Source organism: Desulfurococcus mucosus DSM 2162, assembly GCF_000186365.1.
Lineage (GTDB): Archaea > Thermoproteota > Thermoprotei_A > Sulfolobales > Desulfurococcaceae > Desulfurococcus > Desulfurococcus mucosus.
Genome location: NC_014961.1, coordinates 312,133 through 335,743, shown reverse-complemented (window position 1 = coordinate 335,743; position 23,611 = coordinate 312,133). Strand labels below are relative to the sequence as shown.

25 protein-coding genes are annotated in these 23,611 nt (G+C 54.6%); 7 read left to right on the top strand and 18 right to left on the bottom strand.

The features are described from left to right. Positions 1-8: 8 nt before the first annotated feature. The 3 genes from DESMU_RS01810 to DESMU_RS01800 form a co-directional block, all read right to left on the bottom strand. Positions 9-764: a polyprenol monophosphomannose synthase gene (locus DESMU_RS01810; protein WP_013561890.1), complete on the bottom strand. Its 756-nt coding sequence runs from the start codon at positions 762-764 to the stop codon at positions 9-11. A 39-nt stretch (positions 765-803) separates the two neighbouring features. Continuing rightward, positions 804-2,423 carry an HD domain-containing protein gene (locus DESMU_RS01805; protein WP_013561889.1) on the bottom strand — a complete coding sequence of 540 codons (1,620 nt, stop codon included), beginning with the start codon at positions 2,421-2,423 and terminating at the stop codon, positions 804-806. Positions 2,424-2,514: 91 nt separating this feature from the next. Further along, complete coding sequence (locus DESMU_RS01800) at positions 2,515-2,727, bottom strand: hypothetical protein (RefSeq protein WP_013561888.1); 213 nt, start codon at positions 2,725-2,727, stop codon at positions 2,515-2,517. A gap of 205 nt (positions 2,728-2,932) precedes the next feature. Between DESMU_RS01800 and DESMU_RS01795 the strand changes: the two genes are divergently transcribed. Continuing rightward, entirely contained in the window at positions 2,933-3,640 is a 708-nt protein-coding gene (locus DESMU_RS01795; protein WP_013561887.1) for a peroxiredoxin, read from the top strand. Between the two features lie 50 nt (positions 3,641-3,690). Then, a complete protein-coding gene (locus tag DESMU_RS01790) occupies positions 3,691-4,908 on the top strand; it encodes an FprA family A-type flavoprotein (protein ID WP_013561886.1) in 1,218 nt (405 codons plus the stop codon). Positions 4,909-4,920: 12 nt separating this feature from the next. Here DESMU_RS01790 and DESMU_RS01785 read toward each other — a convergent pair whose 3' ends face one another. From DESMU_RS01785 to DESMU_RS01750, 8 genes are all read right to left on the bottom strand, one after another. Then, positions 4,921-5,397, bottom strand: coding sequence for a ferritin-like domain-containing protein (locus DESMU_RS01785; protein ID WP_048078569.1), 477 nt, complete (start codon positions 5,395-5,397; stop codon positions 4,921-4,923). 14 nt (positions 5,398-5,411) lie between these two features. Further along, positions 5,412-5,729: a ferritin family protein gene (locus tag DESMU_RS01780; RefSeq protein WP_013561884.1), complete on the bottom strand. Its 318-nt coding sequence runs from the start codon at positions 5,727-5,729 to the stop codon at positions 5,412-5,414. Between the two features lie 65 nt (positions 5,730-5,794). After that, a complete protein-coding gene (locus tag DESMU_RS01775) occupies positions 5,795-7,111 on the bottom strand; it encodes a DUF58 domain-containing protein (RefSeq protein WP_013561883.1) in 1,317 nt (438 codons plus the stop codon). Between the two features lie 2 nt (positions 7,112-7,113). Beyond that, the gene (locus DESMU_RS01770; protein ID WP_013561882.1) at positions 7,114-8,652 is read right to left on the bottom strand and encodes a hypothetical protein; all 1,539 of its coding nucleotides are present in this window, start codon (positions 8,650-8,652) and stop codon (positions 7,114-7,116) included. Continuing rightward, on the bottom strand, positions 8,594-8,863 hold the full coding sequence (locus DESMU_RS01765; protein WP_013561881.1) for a hypothetical protein: 270 nt from the start codon (positions 8,861-8,863) through the stop codon (positions 8,594-8,596). Before DESMU_RS01765 ends, DESMU_RS01770 begins: the two co-directional genes overlap by 59 nt. Continuing rightward, positions 8,860-9,999, bottom strand: a complete 1,140-nt coding sequence (locus DESMU_RS01760; protein WP_013561880.1) for a hypothetical protein — start codon at positions 9,997-9,999, stop codon at positions 8,860-8,862. Before DESMU_RS01760 ends, DESMU_RS01765 begins: the two co-directional genes overlap by 4 nt. Continuing rightward, complete coding sequence (locus DESMU_RS01755; protein WP_013561879.1) at positions 9,986-11,059, bottom strand: DUF4129 domain-containing protein; 1,074 nt, start codon at positions 11,057-11,059, stop codon at positions 9,986-9,988. Before DESMU_RS01755 ends, DESMU_RS01760 begins: the two co-directional genes overlap by 14 nt. Further along, on the bottom strand, positions 11,056-11,991 hold the full coding sequence (locus DESMU_RS01750) for an AAA family ATPase (protein ID WP_013561878.1): 936 nt from the start codon (positions 11,989-11,991) through the stop codon (positions 11,056-11,058). Before DESMU_RS01750 ends, DESMU_RS01755 begins: the two co-directional genes overlap by 4 nt. Positions 11,992-12,143: 152 nt before the next feature. On the opposite strand from DESMU_RS01750, the gene DESMU_RS01745 reads away from it, so the two are divergent. After that, the gene (locus DESMU_RS01745; protein WP_013561877.1) at positions 12,144-14,240 is read left to right on the top strand and encodes an alpha-amylase family glycosyl hydrolase; all 2,097 of its coding nucleotides are present in this window, start codon (positions 12,144-12,146) and stop codon (positions 14,238-14,240) included. Positions 14,241-14,281: 41 nt separating this feature from the next. Here DESMU_RS01745 and DESMU_RS01740 read toward each other — a convergent pair whose 3' ends face one another. The 7 genes from DESMU_RS01740 to DESMU_RS01710 form a co-directional block, all read right to left on the bottom strand. Next, a complete protein-coding gene (locus tag DESMU_RS01740; RefSeq protein ID WP_013561876.1) occupies positions 14,282-15,382 on the bottom strand; it encodes a M42 family metallopeptidase in 1,101 nt (366 codons plus the stop codon). A 62-nt stretch (positions 15,383-15,444) separates the two neighbouring features. Further along, positions 15,445-16,104, bottom strand: a complete 660-nt coding sequence (locus DESMU_RS01735; RefSeq protein WP_013561875.1) for a hypothetical protein — start codon at positions 16,102-16,104, stop codon at positions 15,445-15,447. Further along, positions 16,101-16,649, bottom strand: a complete 549-nt coding sequence (locus DESMU_RS01730) for a hydrogenase maturation protease (RefSeq protein WP_013561874.1) — start codon at positions 16,647-16,649, stop codon at positions 16,101-16,103. The genes DESMU_RS01735 and DESMU_RS01730 overlap by 4 nt, the downstream gene beginning before the upstream one ends. Further along, complete coding sequence (locus DESMU_RS01725) at positions 16,636-17,694, bottom strand: thiamine pyrophosphate-dependent enzyme (protein WP_013561873.1); 1,059 nt, start codon at positions 17,692-17,694, stop codon at positions 16,636-16,638. The genes DESMU_RS01730 and DESMU_RS01725 overlap by 14 nt, the downstream gene beginning before the upstream one ends. A gap of 2 nt (positions 17,695-17,696) precedes the next feature. Then, positions 17,697-18,956: a 2-ketoisovalerate ferredoxin oxidoreductase subunit alpha gene (gene porA / locus DESMU_RS01720; protein WP_013561872.1), complete on the bottom strand. Its 1,260-nt coding sequence runs from the start codon at positions 18,954-18,956 to the stop codon at positions 17,697-17,699. Positions 18,957-18,959: 3 nt separating this feature from the next. Next, positions 18,960-19,241: a 4Fe-4S binding protein gene (locus DESMU_RS01715; RefSeq protein WP_013561871.1), complete on the bottom strand. Its 282-nt coding sequence runs from the start codon at positions 19,239-19,241 to the stop codon at positions 18,960-18,962. 4 nt (positions 19,242-19,245) lie between these two features. After that, positions 19,246-19,803: a 2-oxoacid:acceptor oxidoreductase family protein gene (locus DESMU_RS01710; protein WP_048078570.1), complete on the bottom strand. Its 558-nt coding sequence runs from the start codon at positions 19,801-19,803 to the stop codon at positions 19,246-19,248. Between the two features lie 188 nt (positions 19,804-19,991). Here DESMU_RS01710 and DESMU_RS01705 point away from each other — a divergent pair, with 188 nt between their 5' ends. From DESMU_RS01705 to DESMU_RS01690, 4 genes are all read left to right on the top strand, one after another. Continuing rightward, positions 19,992-21,185, top strand: a complete 1,194-nt coding sequence (locus DESMU_RS01705) for an inorganic phosphate transporter (protein ID WP_048813417.1) — start codon at positions 19,992-19,994, stop codon at positions 21,183-21,185. Positions 21,186-21,284: 99 nt separating this feature from the next. Further along, complete coding sequence (locus DESMU_RS01700; protein WP_013561868.1) at positions 21,285-21,977, top strand: DUF72 domain-containing protein; 693 nt, start codon at positions 21,285-21,287, stop codon at positions 21,975-21,977. A 5-nt stretch (positions 21,978-21,982) separates the two neighbouring features. After that, positions 21,983-23,017, top strand: a complete 1,035-nt coding sequence (locus DESMU_RS01695; RefSeq protein WP_013561867.1) for an RsmB/NOP family class I SAM-dependent RNA methyltransferase — start codon at positions 21,983-21,985, stop codon at positions 23,015-23,017. Further along, entirely contained in the window at positions 22,990-23,520 is a 531-nt protein-coding gene (locus DESMU_RS01690) for a hypothetical protein (RefSeq protein ID WP_245526470.1), read from the top strand. The genes DESMU_RS01695 and DESMU_RS01690 overlap by 28 nt, the downstream gene beginning before the upstream one ends. The last annotated feature ends 91 nt before the right edge of the window (positions 23,521-23,611 follow it).

Here is a 23,611-nt window from a genome sequence, read left to right as displayed (position 1 = left end):
AAACATGGTTAAGCGAGCAGTACTAGGGCTGCGATGAGTAGGAGGATGAGGAGCACGTAGAGCGTGAATGACACGGGGTTGAGCTTGAAGAGCGTTCTAATATAGGAGAGCATTACTCTAACCGTGAGCTTCGAGGAGCCTTTCTCACGGCTCCTGAACACTATTGGCTCCTCGCATACACGTATATCATGCAGCTCGCCAAGGATCTCAACGAGAACCTTGTATCCACGGGGCTCAACCATCCTCCACCGTGCCACCACCTCCCTCTTAGCCGCGAAGAACCCGCTCACAGCATCCCTCGCCCTCCTCGTGCCCGGTACAACTAGGTGTGCCAGGAGGATGGAGCCCTTGGACACTATCCTCCTCACCAGGGGGAAGCCCTCCACCCTGCCCCCGGGAGCATACCTGGATGCAACCACTAGGTCGCAGCCATCGATCCTTCTGAGTAATGCAGGAATGTACTCAGGGGGATGCTGTAGATCGGCATCCATGACGACCACGATGTCGCCGGTTGCATGCCTTACTCCCTCATATATCGCTGAGGAGAGGCCTAGCTTCCCGCTTCTCTTAACAACCTTGACAGGGTATGCTGATGACAGGTGGACTGCCTCCTCGGCTGTGCCATCCGGGCTGTTGTCGTCGACCACTATGATCTCGTAGTCTACCCCGGTGTCTCTCAGAGCCCTATGTATCATGGGGATCAGTATCCGGATGTTCTCCCGTTCATTATAGGTTGGCACCACTATGGAGGCCTTCACAGGCATCCCTTAGCCACCGCGACGCAGCCTGGCTACGCTGCCACCCTAGCTGGTTTCAGGTGACTCCCTGCGGGTGCCTTTAATTGCGTCCTCCACAATCCTCGTGGCTATCTCACTGATCTTCCTCAACTCCTCACTGGTGAGCACCTGGTACTTCAGCCTGTTAATGTATACTGTGATCAACGCCTCCGGTATGAGCCCTGACTCCTTGGCGAATTCCTCAAGGGACTTTGAAGACGACTCTATGACTCTCCCATCCTTCAACTCGACTACTTCAAGCGTGTTCAACACCTCTGCACCGGCTGAAGGGTAGATGTCTATTTTATCGAACATTATCTTCAGGTCTCCGTGACCTATATCCCTGCCTGGGAGAGCTGTTGAAACCTCGCTGGACACTCCTTCCTCGATCTTCTTCTGCAGGGTTTCACCGAACCTGCCGTAGAGGTGGCCGGCTGTCCTTAGATCCGCTATTATCCTCTTCACCATCTTCCACACCGGCTTCCTCTTGATGAAGAGGCTTTCCAGCGCGCTCCTGGCTACTGCTTTATCAACGCAGTCAGCGTTGTCGAGGCCGTTTACAAGCAGCTTCTTGAAGGCTGAGTACACGTAGTGGTCTGTGAGGGCGAGGTATGCTACTGCATCACCCTCCTCGATCACCCTGGCGACTGCTTCAACTATCTCACCCCTTATACATGGGAGCAGCATGCCTATGGTCTCTATGAAGGCTTGGTTAACGGGGTGTAAGTAGACGTGCTTATACATTATCTTCCTGGCGTCAAACAACCTGGCTACCTCGTCAAGGGCCTTGGAGGATATTGCCGGTGTGAGGATGCCGCCTTTGTCAACTATGTACGAGTTCCTCATTATCCAGTCATCATTTATCTGGCCGACGGGGACCCCTGTGTAGTAGCTATCCCTCCTCAGGTAATCCATTATGTCACTGGTGTACACGTAGTCCCTTACGACGAGCCTAACTATGTTCTCCAACCCATGTGGCACCGAGGGATCATAGAAGTCCGAGTTACCGAGTACTCCTTTACCCTGTAGATCCGTGAAATCCCTCATCCCCCTAGGCGGCTTCATGCCTTCATCGAGGAGGCTGATCAATACCTCTGGGTCCACTTGGAGTCTCTCACGCTCCCTTAGAAGTGTTTTCTCAATAATATCCCTCACTGTGGAACGGTAGAGCAGGTACCCGACCACCTCGTGGTTGCCGACCCTGTAACCCAGGAAATCCTTGTTCTTGTAGACGTATCTGTCGAAGGCATGGCTGAACGGGCCGTGGCCTATGTCGTGTAGGAGCCCGAGGAGCCTGGATGCATAGATTAGTTCCCGTTGATACTCGAGTACACTCCTCCTACGCTCCCCCTGAATACCTGAGACCACTGCCGACCTCATCAGGAAGGACATGTACCTGTATGATGAATACATTACTCCGAGTGAGTGAGAGAACCTTGTATGGGTTGCACCAGGATAGATGAAGTGCGCGGCCTGGAGCTGGTACACGTATCTGAGCCTCTGGAGAACCCAGGAGTCTATGACCTCGTCCTCGAAGCCTTTCACATAGTCTATGTAGCCGTAGATCGGATCCCTTACCTGGGCGTTGAAAGGCATGAAGAGCGATAATGCTGGCTCACCGCCCTGCTCCCCGCTCTGCGAAGCCAAAGGCGTGTACACCTCTACCATTTCCACTGATACCTGATCACGTGATCATTTACTTAACCATAGTGGGAACCCTATATAATAAATCTTTCCATCAGCCTGCTCCAAGCCTCTCTAGAAGCCGCTTAACCGGTGACTCCAGGTAGAAGCCCTCACCGCACCTAGGACATATGACCATGATGGGTCTCTCCCGCTCCTCGTGTTCAAGCCCTCTCCCAGTGTAGTATATTGTCGCCTCCTGCATGAATGTGAATTCCTCCGGCCTCCCTGTGAAGCCACACCTAGGGCACTTGAGGGCCTCCTTCATCTCAACCACTGATTAAATTACTCTGATTAGGGACATATTATCCCCAACCTGTACCCGGAGGTAGGGGTGGTTGCCGGCTTCTCGGGGGTGATGGATTGGAAAAAGTATTCTCAAGGTGTTTAATGTTAATTAAGGAGTTAGCTAATGTTTTGGAACGGAAAAATTTATAAACCGTAATCATCATATCTGTGAAACGGTGAAGTACATGCCTGGACAAATACCGTTGATAGGTGAACCATTCCCGCAGATGGAGGTCATGACTACACATGGGAAGAAGAAGCTCCCCGATGACTACAAGGGGAAGTACCTGGTGTTATTCAGCCATCCAGCAGACTTCACGCCTGTCTGCACAACTGAGTTCGTGGCTTTCGCGAGGAGATACGAGGACTTCAAGAAGCTCAACACCGAGCTACTCGGCTTAAGCGTTGACAGCACGTTCTCCCACATAAAGTGGGTTGAGTGGATCCAGGAGAAGCTCGGGGTTGAGATACCGTTCCCCATAATAGCTGATCCCAATGGTGAGGTCTCAAGGAAGCTCGGCTTCCTCCACGCTCAGAGCGCTACAAGCACTGTTAGAGCCGTAGTAATCGTGGACGGCAACGGCATTGTGAGAGCCATACTCTACTACCCGCAGGAAACCGGACGCAACATTGATGAAATACTGAGGCTGGTGAAGGCACTCCAGTTGAATGACAAGTATAAGAGGGCTGTGCCAGCCGGGTGGCCTAACAACGAGCTGGTTGGAGACGCATTGATAGTGCCGCCTGCTTCAACAATACAGGAGGCAAGGGAGAGGTTGAAGCAGTTCAAGTGCTTCGACTGGTGGATGTGCTACGAGGAAGGCAGGGTGCCTCCCGAGGAGGTAAGGGAGGCACGTGCATGGCTGGAGAGGGCTTCAAAGCCCTCGAAATAACTTTTTTCCCCTCCCCTCTACCATTTAATTAACGCCGTCCTCAATGATACATGAGCGGGGATACAGCAATGCCCGAGGTAGATGTATACAGGTTAACCCGTAGCCTCCACCTACTCCGCTTAAAGGACAGGGAAACCAGGTTCTTCGAGGGCCTCTGGGAGATCCCTGAGGGAGTTACCTATAACTCCTACGTGCTCACGGGGAGCGAGGGGGCAGTGGTATTCGACACGTGGAAGGGGAAGTGGTCCGGGGTCTTCCTGGAGGCGCTTAGAGGCATCGTGGATCCAAGGGATGTCAAGTATCTTGTGGTACACCATATGGAGCCCGATCACTCGGGTGCGCTCAGACAGCTAGTGGGTGAGGCAGACCCCATTGTACTGGGACACCCATTGACCAAGGGGATGATTGAGTCATTCTATGGTTTAACACCTAGGTTTAAGCCTGTTGGTGACGGTGAGAGAGTAACACTGGGCGATGTAGACCTCGTATTCCACCACACGCCTTGGCTGCACTGGCCTGAAACCATTATGACATATGTAGCTGGTGAGGGGGCTCTGCTATCCTGCGACGCGTTCGGAGCCTTCGGGGTCTTCAACGAGGTCTGGGCGGATGAGCTCGGGGAAGCCGGCTGGGAGAGATACATGTGGTATATGAAGAAGTACTTCGCAAATGTTATCGGCACCTATCATGAGTGGGTTGTTAAGAACATTGAGAAACTGTCATCAAGGGGCGTTGCCCCGAGCCTCATCCTACCCTCCCACGGCCTCCTCCTCAGGGGTAGTCGTTTACAGCACGCCATCGAAAAGTACTTGGCATGGGGTAGAGGCTTACCGGAGCAGGGGAAGACCCTGCTCGTCTACACCTCGATGTACGGGTTCGTCGAGAGGATTGTTGAAGTAGTTAGAGACTACTTCGCCTCGAAGGGGAGGCGACTGGTGGTCGCTGGCTTCACTGATGGTGGAAGGGTTGACCTCAGCGATGTAATCAGCGAGGCCTATGATGCTGAAAGCATAGTGTTTGCAACCGCCACGTATGAGGCGGACGTCCACCCGTTGATGAGGCATGTAGCCAGCGTGATCGCCAGGAAGACCCCTGGAGGTAGGAAGACCGCTGTGATAGCTATCTATGGATGGGGAGGCAGGGCTGGGAGAGTGATGGAGGAGTTGTTGAGGAACGCTGGCTTCAACGTTGTAGGCGTAGTCGAGTTCAAGGCCGGTGAGGAAGGGAGGAACAGGGATAAAATCATAGGTCTACTTGAATCCCTTTAACGGTTACTCGGCTTATCCCCCAGGCGTCCCATGCCAGGGTGAGTCCTTCCAGATCATGTCCCAGAGTTTTTGCTCGGTGAGGGTTTCCGCCGACGCTATCTTCTCCCTTATCGATACTAGTAGCGCGTGGTGCTCTGCTTCATCATCCCTTATCGCTGCCAGCAGGAGCTTAACCCGTGGATCCTCCACTGTCTTGAGCATTTCTTCAACGGTTCTCAGCATCTCCTTCTCGGTCTCTATGTGGTGTGAGACCTCTGCTTTGACTCTTTCAAGCTCGTCCTCCGTTATGAAGGGCTGGGGGCTGGTTAACAGGTCTGCGAGCGCCCTGTATATCATTGCATGCTTCTCGGAGTCCCTGGCTATTGATTTAAACAGTGCTCTGAGAACAGGGTGTTTAAGGGACTCGCCCAGGTTGCTCAGCCTCCTAGCGTAGTCCTCCTCGATCCTAGAGTACTCGAGTAGTCTCCCAGCATCTATCTCCCTGCTCAAACCGCTCGCCTCCCTCACTCCTTGAGCCCTTTGTAGCTGTGCCTCTGACCCGTGAGCTCCTTGACCTCTGAGGCTCCTTCACCGAGGCGCTTGGACTGCTCAGGGTCCAGTGCCTCGAGTAGTGCGAGGAATTCCCCTATATGTGTCTTCTCCTCGTTGGCCACGTCCTCGAAGACTTTTCTCACGTTCTCGTCATCTATGGATCTAGCGAGCTGTAGGTACAGGTTGACTGCATCGAGCTCTGCAATTATTGAGAGCCTGAGGGCCTCAGCGATCTCCTCTCTTGTGAGCTTTCTACCGGGTTGAAGGATGAGGGGGTTCTTCGACATCATTATTCATCAACTCTAATCCATTTTATGCGTATCAGTGTTTTTATACGTTGTGTTTAAGCCTCTAACTAAGCACTATATCTTTCAACTATGTCGACAACCCTCTGCGGGATGAGGCTCGGTGTGACAGCAACCACCCGGAGCCCCATGCTCCTAGCCCTTGATAAAACATCTATGTCTCTTCTCAGAGCCTCCATGAGCTTCACCCTGTACACGTTGGCAGCCCACTCCGGGATGTTCCCTGTGTCATAGCTCGTTATAAGGGGGTGTACAATGTAGAGGACGTGTCCTCTAGCACTGTAGATGCTGTTCCATGACGCGACATCCCCTAACACGTCTTCATCTAGATGCGTGAACAGGAAGACTATGCTTCTATCCCTGGGAAGGATCCTCTCATACGTGTAGGAGAGGACTGATGAGACGGCTGAACGCCTCTGAAGCGTGCCCTCCCAGCTGAGCCTAGCCCTCGAGATAGTCCTCAGCGACTCCATGTACCCCCTGTAACCATGGATTGGCCTCCCGCTTGCATGCGTCACAGACTCGTTGAAAACAACTGTTGAAACAGGGTATCCCCTCCTCGTCAAGTAGTGTATTAGGGAGGCCGTTATCCTAGCCGAGTGCTCCACCATGGACTGGCCGAAGGGCCCGCTCCACATCTCCCTCGTTGCATCAAGTATGAATACTACGGGCTGGTAAACCTCTCTCTCAGGCTCCCACACTGCGAGAGTCCTTCTCGACGCGTAGACACGCCACACTATCCTCTTCATCTCGTCGCCGGGGAAGTAGTCGCGTACATCGTAGAACTCGACGCCGTCGCCGGGGGCCTTGGATTTAACCAGCCCCGTGCTCCTCGCATACCTGAATAGCCTCCTAACCACGACCTCCTCGGGTACTGGCGGTATGTTCAGTGTTACAGCCTTACCTAGGGTCTCCTCGCTCGACCTGTAGAAGCCGAATGGATCCCTGAGGACGGCTCTCACCGGGCCAACAGTGTGCTCGCCGAGCCTCCCGTGGAATACAAGGCGTAGTTTGACTACTCCTCTAGGTGGAACCAGGAGTAGGCCTGCCTTAACGCCCTCGGCTAGTCTAAGCAGCTCGCTGTATGCTACACTATACTCGACGGGGAGGAGCGGTATACGTGACGGATTCTCTATCATGTACTCCACTACTACTCTACCATCCTTCTCAACTCTAACGGACTCACTGACCCTCAGCTTCTCGAGGACGCTGTAGCCTACCTCTATAAGCGTGTGTGAGAGGATGGGTAGTGCGAGCAGGATGAGAGCCAGGGTTAACGCAGCCGGGTCGACCAGTATTGCTACAGCCAGCAGGAGAGAGGTGAATAAGACGTATAGCTTCAGCCTGGGTGTTGCTGAGACAGGCATCTCTAGGACCCCGCTAGGAGCCTCTGGTAGTCCTCTATCTGGAGACTCTTCGATAAAGCCGTGATCATCTTCTCAGTCATACCGTACGCCCTACTAGTCTCCCTATGCCACCTCACTATGAGGGGTCTCCGGGACACCCCCGCCGCCTTACGGTATAGTTTATTCATGTAGTCCCAGTACGAGGCTGCCTCATCCCTCCCCATGAAGCCTGCAGCCCTCTCGACGAAGCCTGGATCCGACAGCTTGACTCCGAGCACTATTGAGGAAACCTGGTCGGCGAGCCAGTAGACGTTTAAGAAGTCCCTTTTACCCAGCCTCTCCTTCCCCCTAATAATCTTCCCCCTCGTCGACTCGAAGACCGATATGTCTCTCTCAACCTGCTCTCTCAACGCTTCATCCGGGGCGAAGACCTCCCTCCCAGAGAGATGCTTGTAGACTGCGAGGGCCGCTATCAGCGAGGCTGCTGTCGCTGCAGCCGGGTTCAACAGTAGGGGGGCTAGTGCCTCATCCACGTACTTGAAGCCCATTGGCATCCAGAAGGAGGGGTGCAGTACGACGGCTAGTATGAGTGTGACCATGTATGCGAGGTCCGCTAACCCGGCACCGCTTGAAGCCAGCCTGCCAGGGTTCTCGAGCAGGCTCAACGGGTCTACTGCCCCGTAATGCATGTTGTCGAATACCACTGTGCACCCGCTTCCACCGCAGAGGTGGCTTACCAGGTTGAGCGCGTAAGCCTTGTACTCGGTGCCGTTACCGGATGCGACCACCTGGTTGAGGAAGATCGAGCCGTCGCCGATCACGTAGACCGGTATGGGGGAGCCTGAATCCTCCAACGCCACCACCGGGCTCACCTGGCCGGCTTCAACCATCTCCCCGAGCTGTAAGCCGGTGGAGCCGTTGCATGTGAAACCGCCTGCACCGGGCAAAGCGATTAAACACGGCTCCGCCACGTATCCTCTTAAAACCCCCCTGCCCACTATGTTGGATGCCTTGTCGAGGATGAGCTCATATGTGTCGCCACCGGTTGAGAGCCTTGCAGACGGGTAGGGTGTGTAGGCTGTGGAGCCGTTTACATGTCTCTCCACGTATATCCTGCCGCCTGTAATCCTGATACTCGTGTTCAAGGCTTCGAGAAGCGGGTTTGAATACGTTGATTCATCGGCGACCAGTACTGATGCACTGCCACACCTCTCCTTCAATGCTTTAATAATGTACCCGGCTTCACTGCTTGTGAAAGGCTTCTCAGGTGACACGACGATATAGATGCATTTAGCCCCGCTTATCCCGTCGAGATCCTGGAGTGAGCTGGCAACCCTGACCGGGTAGCGGGCTTCGAGCTCCTTTAGCAGCCTCATGGTGCCCAGTGACAACGGGTTGAGTGGTGACGCCCCCTGGGGGAGGCCTGGTGCCACCGGCCCCTTCTCCACTAGTGCGACAAGCCCTATGAAGACTAGGGCCGCCGCTGTGAAAGCGGCGACCAGGCTACTTCTTCTCCAACCCTTTCTCCTCGCCTTCTCCTTTCCTTTCTGCTGCGTAGACATAAGCCGCCAGCCTCAATATGTATAGTGATGCCGATAACAGGGAGAACCCTATTAAGGCCGCTAGCAGGGAGAGCCCCACCATGGCGCTCCCCATGTAGCCCAGGGATAAGATGAGGATCACTATGGATGCTGAGAGCACTGCCACCCCGAGTGCCAGGAGCAATGGGAACGCTATCCCCCTTGCTTTGAAGCCGTGGAGGCGTTGACTCATGGAACCACCCCTAGGAGCCTTGACACGTCGCTCATGAGGGACACCACTGTTGCACTGTAATCAATGTAGTGGGAGCTAATTAAACCCGCCAGCTCGGGGAAAGCCGGGTTCAACAATGAGTCCTGGAGAGGGATGCCTTTACCCGTGGAGAGCACTACCGAGGTTGCGTAGATGAATGCTAGAACCAGGAGTGGCTTGATGATGAGGGAGCTTCCTTTACCAGGGTCATCCACGCCGCCTAGGAGGCTCCAGTTCAGGAAGTCTCCTACTGCTGCCGCTGAGATGGCGAAGGCCAGTGACCCTGTGAGGAAGTCTACGAGCAGCCCCATGTACCAGCTTGACGCAGTTGCCTTAGACAGCCATGGTGCCACGTAGGGTAAGTAGACATCGTGGAGTATCGTGTAGAAGGCTGGGTATACGAGGAAAGCCATGGGTAACCCTAGGAGCCATGTGAGGGGTACTTTGAAAACCACGTCTAAACCGGGGTCCCGTGCAAGCCTGCTTAAAGCATAGCTTCTTGAGGGAGCTAGGAAAACCACTGTTGCCTCCGCCCCGGCCCTGAAAACCCCGTAGAAGTAGACTGCGAGAATACTCGTCAACGCGACGGCGAGGATTCTCGATGAAAGTATCGGCGTGAGCAACGGCTTCGAAGCCGCTGCACTTGAAAGGGCTTTCTCGAAGCCGTTGACGAATGCCCCGGAGAAGAATGCAAGCGTTAAAGCTATTGTGAGCATCACGGCTTGCACCGCGGTGAATGCTACGAGTGTACGGGCGATGTCGCGACGGCTCAGACCCAGCTGTGAGACCTCGCCTCCCCTATAGATGTTTGAAAGCGTGTCGAGCACGAGGATCAATGGGAGGCCCGTGATCGAGGCTACTGGGACACTGTGGACAGCTATGGATAGAAGCGTTATCGCTGAGAGAGCCGCCACATACGCCTTGAGGCTCCCCGTTGCGAGGACGAGGCCGGCGAGCAGTAGTGTGAGCAGGGAGGCGGCTGCGCCGAGCCCTTTAACGGGTAGCCCGCCGGCGTAGACGGCTGAAACCATGCTGCCGGTGAAGACTCCTGCATCGTACAGTAGGAGGAGGGCGGTCAGCCTCACGCCTACAGCGAGGAGCACCCTACCCTTCTCCAAGCCTCCTCACCAGCTCCCTGTACTTGCCAATAGACTCCTTGTCCACGCTGGCATGCCCGAACCTGCACTCCTCGTAGAGCACTGTAACCTCCCTGAGTAAGCCGGCGACATCCGGTGGCAGGGCCCCCTTCACCCTGGACAAGTATTCTCTCGGGGTCTCGTGAAGCATCTTCGCAGCCCTATACCTCCAACCCACTAGGGCCACGCTCGCCCAGTACGCTGAGACACAGTCACCTGGCTCGGCCCCGGTGAAGCGGTGGCCCCGGAGCGTTGACGCCATAGTCGAGAAAGCCCCGGATAAGGCATCCTTAACCAGGCTGCCTTTAAGAGTAACGGTTAGAGCCGTGAGGAAGACCGCTGCCACCACGCCTATGAGGAGGGGTAGCTGAGGGATCACCGGGGAGGAGGGTAGTCCAGGGATCCCCTGTATACTCGGCGGCCCCGGTAGGGCTAAGCCGCTTGAACCAGTCAATGGGACCCCGATGGAGGCGTTGACCGGGGCCTCCGGCAACGGCCTCTGTAAGCCGGCAATGTTGAGAAGCGTTGAGAGAACCCTTGAAGATAGCTCGGAGCCAGCCCCCGTGCTGGTTGAAGCCAGCTTTGAGAGAACCCTGTAAGCTATTAACTCGTCCTCCGGGCTGAGCCTGCCGGCAGCCTTCAATGCATCTATGTACTTGAGGATTGATGAGACCTCGTCAGGGGAGAGGCTTCCTTTGTCAAGGAGGCCCTGTAGCAGTGCACGCAGCTCCGGGTCGCTTACATTGGCTACCAGTGACTCTGATGGAGCCGTCAACAACTGTTGCAGCCTACCCTTATATGTCTCATTCAGCGCTCCGCTCCCAGCCAGCTTGTCCAGGAGGCCTAGGAGCGTTGACTCGTTAAGGGAGCGTGGATCCAATTCTACCAGGGACATGTTGTATAGTTCACGGAGCAACTCGTCCATGGTGAGCGGGGCGTCTAGTTGACTGGGGAACCCGGCTGTGTGCCTGTCCTGAGCTGACGCCACTGGGAGTGCTGCTGCAAGAAGCACTGCGAGGAGCAGTGCCATGGTTGCCCTCAAGGAGCAGGCACCTTGACCCTTGATAAGACGTCCTCTATAACCCTGCTAACACTCAACCCCTGCACCTCGTACTCGGGCTTGAGGATGAGCCTGTGGGAGAGGACTGGCTTACACGCCTCTTTGACGTCGTCAGGTATAACGTAGCCCCTGCCCTCCATGTAGGCGAGGGATTTCGCAACCCTCACCAGTGCTATGCCGGCCCTGGGCGATCCCCCTAGCCTGACAGCCGGGTGCCTACGTGTCTCCTCGATTATTGACGCAGCGTAGTCGTAGATTGAGTCATCCACCCTTACCTCAGCCGCCCTACTTATCTCCTCCAGTAGCTCGCTTCGGGATGCAACAGGCTTCAATCCCTCGATCGCCCTCTCTATCTCCTCCGCCCGTTTAAGTATCTTCACTAAGCCCTCATGCGACGTGTACCCTGCTTCAACCCTCACTAGGAACCTGTCGAGCTGTGCCTCGGGGAGAGGGAAAACCCCTTCCATTTCAACAGGGTTCATGGTGGCTATCACCATGAAGGGCTCTGGGAGCCTGTGTGTTTCACCCTCTATCGTCACCTGTCTCTCCTGCATGGCCTCCAGGAGGGCTGACTGAGTCCTAGGGGAAGCCCTGTTGATCTCGTCGGCTAAGAGTATGTTCGTGAATATAGGGCCTCTCCTCACCGTGAAGCCCCCTGTCTTCGGGTCGAAGATACTGTAGCCAACTATGTCTGAGGGAAGGAGGTCCGGCGTCATCTGAACCCTCTTGAACTCCAAGTCAAGGAGCCTTGCCACAGCTTTAGCCGTGTAGGTCTTCGCGACTCCTGGAACCCCCTCCATTATCACATGTCCCTTAGCCAGCATCGCTGCAACAATTACCCTGAGTTCTCTCTCCCTCTCTATGAGGAGCTCTCCATCAACAAGGATCTTCCTTACAGCACTGTAGAAACCCATATGGGCCAACCCTAAGCATTAACATGGTGGTATATGTGGGAACACCCTTATTAGCCTATCCACTACATATCCTACACGATTACACGGGCATGGAAAGCGTGCCCGGTGCAGTTTTATGACGAGCATTGATGCATGGTGAACGGTGTGGAGCCGTGTACAGGGTTCTAGGGCGTGAAACCATTGGGAGAGGCCGCTTCGGCAGGTACCTCGTCGAATACAGTGTTCCCTGGCCTAGTGGAGCTAGAAGGGTTTACTTGATAGGCGTGTTCTCAGGCTGGTTTCCAGGGCATCTGAGACTCAGGAGGGTGGGCGACCGTGGTAGAATCGTGTTGAAGCTGTGGCCGGGTGAATACCACTATGGCTTCTCAGTGAACAGTGGTGCACCCGTCCCGGACCCCGAGAACCCGGATATCGTTGAGTCAAGGCCCTTCTATGATTGGCGCGTGCCCTTCAGGCTCTCAAGATCCATTGTTAAAGCATCCGAGAACCCGGTTGACGATGTTGTCCACGCTGAGGACGAGGAGGCATTCCTCCACAGGTTCCTCGACACCCTTGTCGTGAGGATTAGGGTGCCCAGGGGCCTAGATAAACCTAGGCTCATCGTTGAGGGTGAAGGAGAGTATAAGCCCGCCGTTGAATACGTGTTCAGGGATGCAGCCGTCTACGAGTATCACTTACAGTACATTGGGAGCCATGTGTACAAGTACAGGTTTCTCATCAGGCATCAAGGCGTAGACCTCTACTATGGTGATGAAGGCATAGCCATGGATCCCAGCCCCATAGTAGTTGAGTCTGAGAGGATACCGGGGATCAGTGAGGCCGAGTGGTATATGGGCGCCGTGTACTACCAGGTGTTCCCGGATAGCTTTGATAACGGTGATCCAGGGAACGACCCCCCTGTTAAGGTAACGCGTGTAGCGCCAAGGGAGCCGGGCTACTATGGCGGCGACATACAGGGGATAATTAGAAGGTTGAACCACATCGTGGGCTTAGGCGTGGACGCACTCTACTTGACCCCGATATTCCAGGCCGCCACGTATCACAGGTATGACATATATGATTTCACCAGTGTAGACAGGTATCTCGGCTCCATGGACGACTTCAAGAGGCTTGTCGATGAGCTGCATAAGAGGGGGGTTAAGCTGGTGCTCGATGTAACGCTACACCATACAAGCCCCTGCTTCCACGCGTTCGTTAAGGCGTTAAGGGAGGGCCCGGGGTCCCCTTACTGGGACTGGTATCTCTTCAAGGAGGAGCCTCCCAGAGGGCTACTGCACGAGGTACTAGGCTACCTGGAGGGGGAGTGCCGTTCAAGGGAGCTTGAGAAGGCTATGAGGAGCAGGGGGCTTGAACCATTCTACGAGTCCTTCTTCAACCTGTGGAGTATGCCGAAGCTCAACCATGAGAACCCGGAGGTGCTCGACTACTTCATGGAGGTTACACGCTACTGGGCTGAGAAAGGGGTAGACGGCTTCAGGATAGATGTAGCGCTAGGCATCCCTTACACATGGCTCATGCTCTACTATAAGCTGGTTAAGGATATGCGCAGCGACTTCCTACTGCTCGGCGAGCTCAACGACTACCCGGCCTACTACACCGGGTACTTTGACTCCGTCATGGACTACTACTGGAGGAAAATAGTGTTCTCCAAGATCATAGACGAAGGCTTATCCATGGAGGACTTCATCGGAGAGTTGAACAGGGAGTACAGTGAGATACCGCACTACAAGGCTATTTCACTATACCACTCGCTCGGCACACATGACACTCCCCGGGTCATGACCTATGCTGGGGGAGACACCGGTAAAGTCAAGTTACTGTTCACACTACTCTTCACGCTGCCCGGCTCCCCGGCGATCTACTATGGTGATGAAGTAGGCATGGAGGGCGGCGGGGACCCGGATAACAGGAGGCCGATGACATGGGATGAAGCCGCATGGAACATGGAGGTCTACATGCATGTGAAAAAGATGATCTCCCTTTACAAGGCGTGGGCGAGCCTTAGGCTGGGATTCTACAGTGCAACAGGGATTGATGATGACGTGGTTCTCATCAAGAGGTGGATTAAGGGTGAGGAAGTCTACGTGCTAGCCAACTTGTCTAGGGGGGAGAAGACTGTTGAACCCGGGATACCTGAGGGAGTATACGTGGACCTGGTCTCCGGGGAGGAGGTCTATGTAGGTGGAGGAGTAAAGCTTACACTAGGGGGATACGGTTTCAGACTGCTTGGGAGACGCTGCAAGGGCTAGGGATGCTGGGCACCGTAGCCGGGTTTAAAAATCTTGACCGGCTACTTTACGATCAACCCTTTAACGCTCTGCACCCATTCAGGTGTTGCCTCCTCGAGGAAGGCCTTGGCTAGGAGCGATGCATTGTAGAGGTCTTTGAGGTCGACTACTTCAACCGGGCTGTGTATGTATCTCGAAGGTATCGATATTGTTCCAGCTGCAACCCCCTCCTTATTCAACGCTATTATCGAGGCATCAGTGGTACCGCCTGAGATCACGTCCAGCTGGTAGGGTATCTTCCTCTTCTCAGCGACGCTTACCAGGAAGTCCACTACCTTTGGATGAGCTATGAGCCCGCTGGCGTTCCTGCCGTCGACTACTTTTATCGCTGGGCCGTAGCCTAGGCGTGTAAACCACTCGCTTTTAGCCACGCCTGGTACATCGCTCGCTATGGTTACATCTATCGCTAAAGCCACATCGGGTGAGATACCGTAGGACGAGGTCCTGGCGCCTTTCAAACCCACCTCCTCCTGGACTGTTGCAACAAAGTATACGTCTACCTGGTGTTCTCCAAGCGACTCCAAAGCCTTCAGCATCACGGCGACTCCCACCCTGTCATCGAAGGCTTTACCAGTAATCCTGTCGCCGCTGAGCTCCGCTACATCCCTGTCGAACACGGCTATGTCGCCGACCCTTATACCCATCTTCTCAACCTCCTCCCTGGAGGATGCTCCTACATCTATGAATAGCTCCCTTATCTCGGGCACCTTCTGAGCTTCCTCAGGCTTGATTACGTGAGGCGGCTTCAAGCCTATTACGCCCCTGTATAGTCTTCCATCCCTAGTCTTAACCACTACCCTCTGGTATAGGAGCGTCCTCTCAAGTACCCCGCCCACGGGTATAACCCTTAGGAAGCCGTCGTCCTCTATGTGGGAGATGAATAAGCCTATTTCATCCATGTGGGCTGCAAGCATTATTCTACCAGCGCCCTTAGACCCCTTCCTGTAGCCGACCACGTTGCCCCATACATCGACCCAGAGCTTATCCACATGGGGCTTCATGAGGTCTACTACGAGGTCTCTCACCGAGTCCTCTCTCCCACTGGTTCCATGTAGACTAGTTAGCTTTCTCACTAGTTCAAGGTATTCGTTCCTCCAGCTCAAGCGGCTCCACCACGATGTGTGGAATAATGGTTCAGGTAAATAAATGCGAGCTTGAAGGCTGGTCAGCCAAGTGCGAGGTCTGCCATTAGTCTCCCTTTATCAAGGATCTTACTGTAGCTGGGTAGATCTATGGCTCTACCACCTATGAGGGCTGCCACCCTTCCCTTCGCGTCAAACCTGTAGAGGATGAATGCTGTATCCACCTCAGCGTTTAAAACCCCGTTCTCGAAGCCCAGCATCCCCATTAACTCGTGCCCGATCCTGTAGCGTGTGAGTCTACCCCAGTACCATCCCTCCTCCTGGAGTGCGTCACGCTGCCTGGGAAGGATGAGGCCGAGCAGCATGCTTCGGAATGAGAGCTTCCCCGGGTTTTTCTCACGCTCCTCGCTCAACTGCTTCATCTCCTGGGTTAGGGTACTGCTGAGGCTGGAAAAGTATGCCTCGATACCGCTCCTGCTGCAGACCTCTCCGTCGGCTTCGACAACCCTGAGGCCCCCGCTGACGCCGGGTTTAACTGCGTGGAGACTCGTCCTCGAGCTGTATGATAAGAGGAGCCTGTGCTCTGGTGCGCTGGTTGCAGAGTACTTGTGGAAGAAGCAGTCGACGCAGTAGAATATATTGGAGTTGACTGGTTTCACGAGTGCTGTTTCAACCCATATGCATTGATACCTATTCCTGCACTCAGCTAGGAGTTTCTCGTCGACGCCTATGAAGCCCTTCATGCGTCATCCCCTCGCTCCCCACTGCTCCGGCCCTGCTTCCCGGCGAGCACTGATGTGAATGCCTCCACGAGCTTTTCAACGCTTTCAGCCACCTTATCCGAGACCTCTAGCCCGTAGCCGAGTTGCTTCGGGGCGATGCCGACCACGTATACCTCTCTGACCCCGGTTTCACCGAGTATTCTGAGAACGGTTTTCACGGGTAGCGTGTGGGTTGTTGCAAGACTATACTTCTCGGCCAAGGCGTCCCCGCTGGCTACCACTATTTCGCCTGGCTCAGCACCCTCGTAGAGGACGGCGTCGACGACCACGAGTCTCACTGCTCCCGACTCCCTTATCTCATTGATGCAGTTCTCTAATCCGTATTCGCATTTAATGCATTTAAACCCCTTGGCGAGTAGCTTGTCGCAGAACACTAATCCAGCTCTGTCATCCATTCTCAGCGGGGAGCCAACGCCCGCTATTACTGTATCCTCCCCTATAAGGTTGGCTAACACCTCTATGAGTTCCCTTTTCGAAAAAACACGTGTATCGCTACCTGGGGGCATTGCTGGCCCTTCTCAACAGGTCTTCCCATACTTTGTCAACGTACTCTTGGAACTGCTTCAATAGCTCCCTGTTCTCAGGCTTCAATAGATGCCTGAACCTCCCCTGCACCTCTATGTACTTCTCTATGGGCTGCTTCAGGGAGGGGTTCCTAGCTATAGTGAGGCTTCTATCAGTCAACACGTATCCCTGCTCGGGCGTCCACTCCCATAGCGGGAAGTAGCATGTGTCAACAGCCCTCCTCATGATCTCCACTGAGATATCTGTCTCATGCCTCCATCCACGGTTGCAGTCGCTTAAGGCGTGTATGAACGCTGGCCCGTTGACCTCTATGCCTCTCCTCACCTTCTTCATGAAGTCCATCCAGTGTGCCGGTGTACCTGTTGCGACATAGGGTATCCTGTGGGCGACCATTATGTCTGCTATGGGTTTCTTGGGCTGGGTCTTCCCGGGCACTACTTCGCCGGCTGGTGAAGTAGTTGTCGCAGCGAACTGGGGTGTGCCACCGGATCTCTGTATACCGGTGTTCATGTATGCTTCGTTATCGTACAGTATGTAGAGTACATCGTGGCCTCTCTCAGCCATACCGCTGAGGGCCTGGAAACCTATGTCGAATGTCCCTCCGTCGCCGGCGAACACCACTACGTCAACGTGGTCGTAGGGTAGTCTACCGGTCTTCTTCAAGGCTTTTATCGCTGACTCAACGCCTCCTGCAACCGCTGCAGCGTTTTCGAAGGCAACGTGGATCCATGGGACCGCCCAGCTAGTGTATGGGAATATTGTTGAAGCCACTTCTAGGCAGCCAGTTGCATTGACCACTATTGTGGGACCCCTGAACGCGAAGCTCGCTAGCTTGACAACTATTGGGGCTGCACAACCAGCACACAGCCTGTGGCCCGGCAGCAAAACCGACCTCTTCTGCTCAGCCAGCTGTCTAAGGTTGAAGGTTAACGGTATCTCGCCCTTCCAGCCCGGGTCGAATATCCATAGCTTGTAGGCTGGCTCACCCTTCTTAACCGGGAACTCGGGGAGAGTCTTAACGGTCATGGCTACTCCCTCACCCCTAAGTACCTTATCTTCCTCTCGACGCGCTTAGCCTCGAGATCCCTCTTAGCCTCCTCTATCATCTTGTAGACCAGTGAGGGCTGTAGATCCCTGCCGCCTAGACCATAGATGTAGTCGACGAGCATGGGTCTCTCACCTGAATCATAGAGGCTCACCGCCACGTCCTCGTAGAGGGCGCCGAAGGCGCCGGGACCTATCGCCTTATCCATCACCACTACAAGCTTTGCGCCTGAGAGCTTCTCCGCTACCTCACTGTAGGGGAAGGGCCTGAACATCCTTAGCTGGAGGAGGCCTATTCTCTCCCCTTTCTCCCTCAGCTTCCTCACAACGCTTCTAACAGTGCCGGCCCCGCTGCCCATTGCCACCACCACTATGTCTGCGTCGTCAACCCAGTGTGCCCGCAGCACTCCATCACCATATCTCCTACCTGTCAGCCTGTACCATTCCTCGTTAACTTCTCTTACAACCTGTGGGACGGCTTTCATCGCCTCCACCTGTTGAACCTTGTGCTCGAAGTAGTAGTCGTAGAGGTCTAGTGATCCAAGTGATATCGGCCTCGCTGGGTTCAGGGTGAATGGTACTTCTTCCTCGAAGTAATCCACTTTCACGTTGACTGTCTTTCTTGGTCCGCCGAGGAAGCCGTAGACCTCGTCGTCGGGCAACATGTATACCTCCTCAAGCGTGTGGCTCAGGAAGAACCCGTCGAGGTTCACTGCAACCGGTAGCTGCACCCTTGGATCCTCAGCTATCTTGAAGGCCTGTATTGTTGTATCGTAGGCCTCCTGCACGTTCTCGACGAACAGCTGTATCCACCCAGAGTCCCTCATCAGGTATGCGTCGCTGTGATCATTATGTATGTTTATGGGGGCTGAGAGAGCCCTGTTAACCACGGCCATGACTATTGGGAGCCTCATCGCCGATGCTATGTAGACTATTTCAACCATTAATGCAAGCCCCTGCGAGGATGTGGCTGTGAAAGCCCTGGCTCCCGCTGCGGCTGCACCCACGCACGCGCTCATCGCTGAGTGCTCTGATTCAACTGGGACGAACTCCGTGTGCACTAAGCCATCGTTCACGAACTCAGAGTACTTTTCAACTATTATGGTCTGAGGCGTTATCGGGTAGGCTGCAACCACGTCGACATAGCTCTGCTTCACTGCGTAGGCTACTGCCTCATCCCCGTTAACGGTCATTAAAACCTGTTTCTCAAGCGGGATCTTGGGTTTCAACGCGGTTTTCTCCATGGGCTACACCTCCTCGAACTCTGGAACCATTGATATAGCCTTCACGGGGCATTCGTGTGCACAGATACCGCAGCCCTTACAGTAGTCCAGGTTCACCTGTATCTTCTCCCCGTCCCATACGATCGCCATATCCGGGCAGAAGAGCCAGCAGATCATGCACTTAGTGCACTTGCCGTGGTCTACCACTGGTTTCAAAGCACGCCAGTCACCCGTCTTCACATCCGTTGACAGCCTGTAGGCTACTCCGCCCATTGGTAGGCTTCTCCACCCTCTAGGCTCACTCATGCATCTACACCTCCAGCGACTCCTCGTACGCCCTCTTTATCAACGAGATGTTCTTCTCGGCGACTGGACCTTTAAACCTGGCTTTCACTGCTTTCTCAACGCTCTCCCATTTAACGATGCCTCCATGCCTGAGCAGCCCGCCTATCATCGCAGTGTTAGTTATGTTCGCCCTCAGTATCTCGAGCGCCAGCTTCGACGCGGGCACCAGTATCACCTTGTAGTCGCCGCCTCTCCTCACACCCAGCTTCCCCAGTACCTGGTCGACTGTACCAGCGTAGTTTGTTACAATGGTACCTCCCTTCTTCAAGCCGCTCACTATTGAGGGCGAGAGAAGCGTGTAGTCGAGTACAACGGCTACATCGGGCTCGTATATCATGCTGTGTACTTCTATTGGTTCATCACTAATCCTAGTGAAGGAGAGCATCGGTGCACCCGACCTCTCCGGGCCGAACGCCGGGAAGCTCTGGACATGCTTCCCCTCCAGTGCAGCCGCCATAGCCACGATGTTACTGGCCGTCCAAGCCCCCTGCCCGCCTCTACCATGCCACCTTATCTCAATCATCAAGCCTGGGTCACCACTTCCAGTTCACTGAGCAGTATAAGGGTTTGCTCTAATAAAGGCTTCACACCATGCACCCGGCTAAGCCACCTGGGGAGCCGGCTCCCCGCTGAGTGCTCAGGTATTTAAGACTCTGCTACTTAGAATCAACATTATCATAATCTATTTAGGGATGCCGGCGGGGAGCCGTGATGGATCCAGTGGTTTTAGCTGGTTTCATAGGGGCGTTTATGCTTGCATGGATTGATGGAGCGAACAACGCAGCCAACAGTATAGGCACGGTTATAGGTGCACGGGCGCTCCCCGTGAGGAGGGCTCTCTTAATAGCATCCTTCTTCGAGCTGGCGGGTGGAGTAGTCTACGGGGAGTATATATCATCAACGCTTGCCTCCAGGGTCGTGGACACGTCAAACCTGCCTCCAAGGGTTGCAGCAGTAGGGTTCGCCTCCGCGCTGATTGTTTCATTCATCATAGTGTTTGCTGCAACCAGGAGGCGTATACCGTTCAGTATAAGCATAGTGATGGTGGGTGCGGTTGCAGGCGTCGGCTTAGCAGCCGGCGTTGAACACGTTAACACCGTGTTGATCTCCGAGTTGTTCGCCCTATGGATCCTGATACCCCTTATAAGCATCCTAGCAGGATACACCTACTACAGGCTTTACAGCTACCTCCGCTCCAGGAGAAGCCTCTATGCTAAGACATTCCTCCCCCTCCTATTACTCTACGCCTCATTCACGGTCTCAGCAGTCTACATGGCGATCCCCGGGCACCTCCTCAGCGACCCCCTTATACTGGGCACTATAACACTGCTCCTCGCAGCACCCCTCGCCTCCCTGCTCCTCTACCTTTACAGAGTGCTCCACAGAGAAGTCCTGGAAGAGTCAGAGGTTGACGCTGTGGTAGGCAGGTTCAACAGGAGGATGCTCATAGCTTCCTCAGCAATACTCGCGTTCACACACGGCGGCCACGACGTAGCCAACGCGGCTGCACCGCTAATGGTGATCCTTGAGTCGACTGGAGTGAACCACACCGGTAGCCAGCTACTCATACTAGCGTATTCATCACTCGGCATAAGCACAGGGGTTCTCTCATGGGGGGCCAGCGTGGCTAGAACCATAGGTGAAGAGATCACGGTGTTAAACCCGGAGTCAGCCCTAGTGGCCAACATCGCTGGAGCCCAGACAACGCTCGTTGTAACAAGGCTCGGGCTCCCGAGCAGCATGGTCGGCATAGTGGTGGGCTCGATAATAGGCGTCGGGCTAGCGAGAGGCGTCTCCGGGATAAACACCAGGCTCTTCGCGAGGATGCTATCATACTGGTACGCCGGCTTCACCGTTGCCGCACTCGCCACCTACACCGCCACAAGGATCCTGGCCCCCGTCTAGGTTCATTGAAACCATGCTACAGCTGAAAGCCCCGTCTTTTAAGGCGAGATGAAGGGTTTAAAGTCAGCCTTAGTGCAGTGCTTATAGTGGGGAGGGATATTGGAGGTATATGTTGGCACCAGTGGCTGGCTCTACGAGTGGAATGAGGGAGCCTCCCTTGAATGGTATGCTGAGGAAAGCGGGTTGAACGCGGTTGAGTTGAATGCAAGCTTCTACAGATTCCCCTTCAGGAACCAGGTGGCCTCGTGGAGCAGGAAAGGCAGGAGGCTCAGGTGGAGCATCAAGGTGCATAGATCTATAACGCACCTCAGGAGGCTCGATGAGAAGGCGCTTGAGACATGGGGCAGGTTCCACGGGGTCTTCAACCCCATGGAGGGCTTAATCGACTTCTACCTGTTCCAAATGCCCCCCGGGTTCACATGTCACAGCAGTAACCTGGAGAGGGTTGATAGATTCCATGAGGCATCAGGCCTAGGCCCCCGGATGGCCGTGGAATTCAGGCATGAATCCTGCTTCAACGAGGAGGTGGCTGAATGGGGTAGGAGGAAGGGTATAGTGGTTGTATCCATTGACGCACCCATAGCCTCATGGATCGTTGAGAGCGGTGGAGTAGTCTACTTGAGGATGCATGGGAGAACCACGTGGTACGGCCACGAGTACACTGAGGAGGAGCTCCGCGGGATCGCTGAGAAAATACTCTCGTTGAACCCGGTGAAAGCATACGTCTTCTTCAACAACAACCACTGGATGCTTGAGAACGCGCGTTCACTGCTAAGAATACTCGGGGCGTAGCAGTATTGCAGCGTCTAAGGGTTTACGACATATATAGGGAGATATACGTGGAGCCATCGAGGCAGGCAGTAGAGCTAGCATTGGAGTACGGGTACCTCCCCTACATGGTGCAGAGATACATCGACATGCTGGGACCCCGGGAGGCCGTGGAGCTCCTTGAAGCATTTGAGAAACCGGTTAGACAGGTTGTCAGGGCCAACACGCTGCTGGTTGAACCAGGAGAGCTGAAGACAAGGCTTGAATCCCTCGGCTTCCGCCTCGAGGAGATACCGTGGGCCCCGGGCTCCTTCTGGGTGGCTGAGGCACCCAGGAGCCCGAGCATAGGTTCAACCCACGAGTACCTGAAGGGGTTCTACTATGTTCACAGGGATGCAACAAGCCTGATACCCGTACTACTCCTCCTAGGCGACGGCTACAAGGGGGATGTACTAGATGCCTGTGCAGCCCCGGGTGGTAAAGCAACCTTTACAGCGCAAATCCTCAAGGAGCGCGGGGGAGGCACAGTGTACGCCAACGACTACGTGCTCTACAGGTTGAAGTCCCTCATAGGGCACGTCCTGAGGATGAAGCTCGACAACATAGTGGTGACCTGGGGGAACGCAGCAGAGCTCCCCGGCAGGGTTGGAAGGAGGTTTAAAAGAATACTCCTAGACGCCCCCTGCAGCGGCGAGGGGAGGATCTCCGTGGACCCCGGGCGTAAGACGAGGACAAGCATACTTGACCTCGCCATCATGGTTAAAAGAGAGGTGGAGCTGCTTGGAAGCCTGATAGACATGCTCGACGAGGAAGGCGTGATAGCGTACTCCACGTGTAGCATTGCCCCTGAGGAAAACGAGTACGTTGTCGCCAAGATCCTTGAGTCGAGGAGAGACGTGGAGGTCGCTGACCCCGGCCCCCTGCCCTTCAACCACAGCAGGTGGTTGACTAGCTACAGGTCAATGGAGTACCCGCGGGAACTCGAGAAGTGCATCAGGATATGGCCCCATAGGCATGGATTATTCGGGTTCACTACATGCCTCCTCAAGAGGGTTGGAGCTTGAAGATGGTGAGGCTTAAGAAGGGTGTAGCCGGTGGAAGCATCAGGATGAGGCTTCACCGGGTTCTCAGGGATGTCTACGGCGTGGATCCAGTAGAGTATGTGGAGGGGCGCCTAGGCTACACCTGTATAGACAATGTATGCCTGATATACGTGGCCGATGCAGCCGCACCCCTGGGGAATACCCCTGTCATCTATATGGGGTCATGGGTAGCCGTCCTCGTCTCAGGGGAGCTCGCGCCATCGATACCGCTCGTGGAGAAGATATACAAGGATAAAGGAGTAAGGGCAGCGATAATTGTACGGGAGAAAGGCGTTAAAGCATTCCTATACGGTAACGACGTGCTACCCGAGAGCATCGTGGAGAAGCGTGAACCAGTTGAAGGGTTGGTCACAGTGGTGGATTCAAGCGATCACGGAATAGTGGGTTTCGCGAAATGGGATCCAGTGAGGAAAGTCTACAGGAACATATATGATCTAGGAGTATACCTGAGGCTCCTTGGTTAACAATAATTTCAAGGAGACCCGACGGCCATATACATGTAGCCGTAGCATGCCGATACACAATGCTTTTAAACAGGACTAGGAGTAACACCCA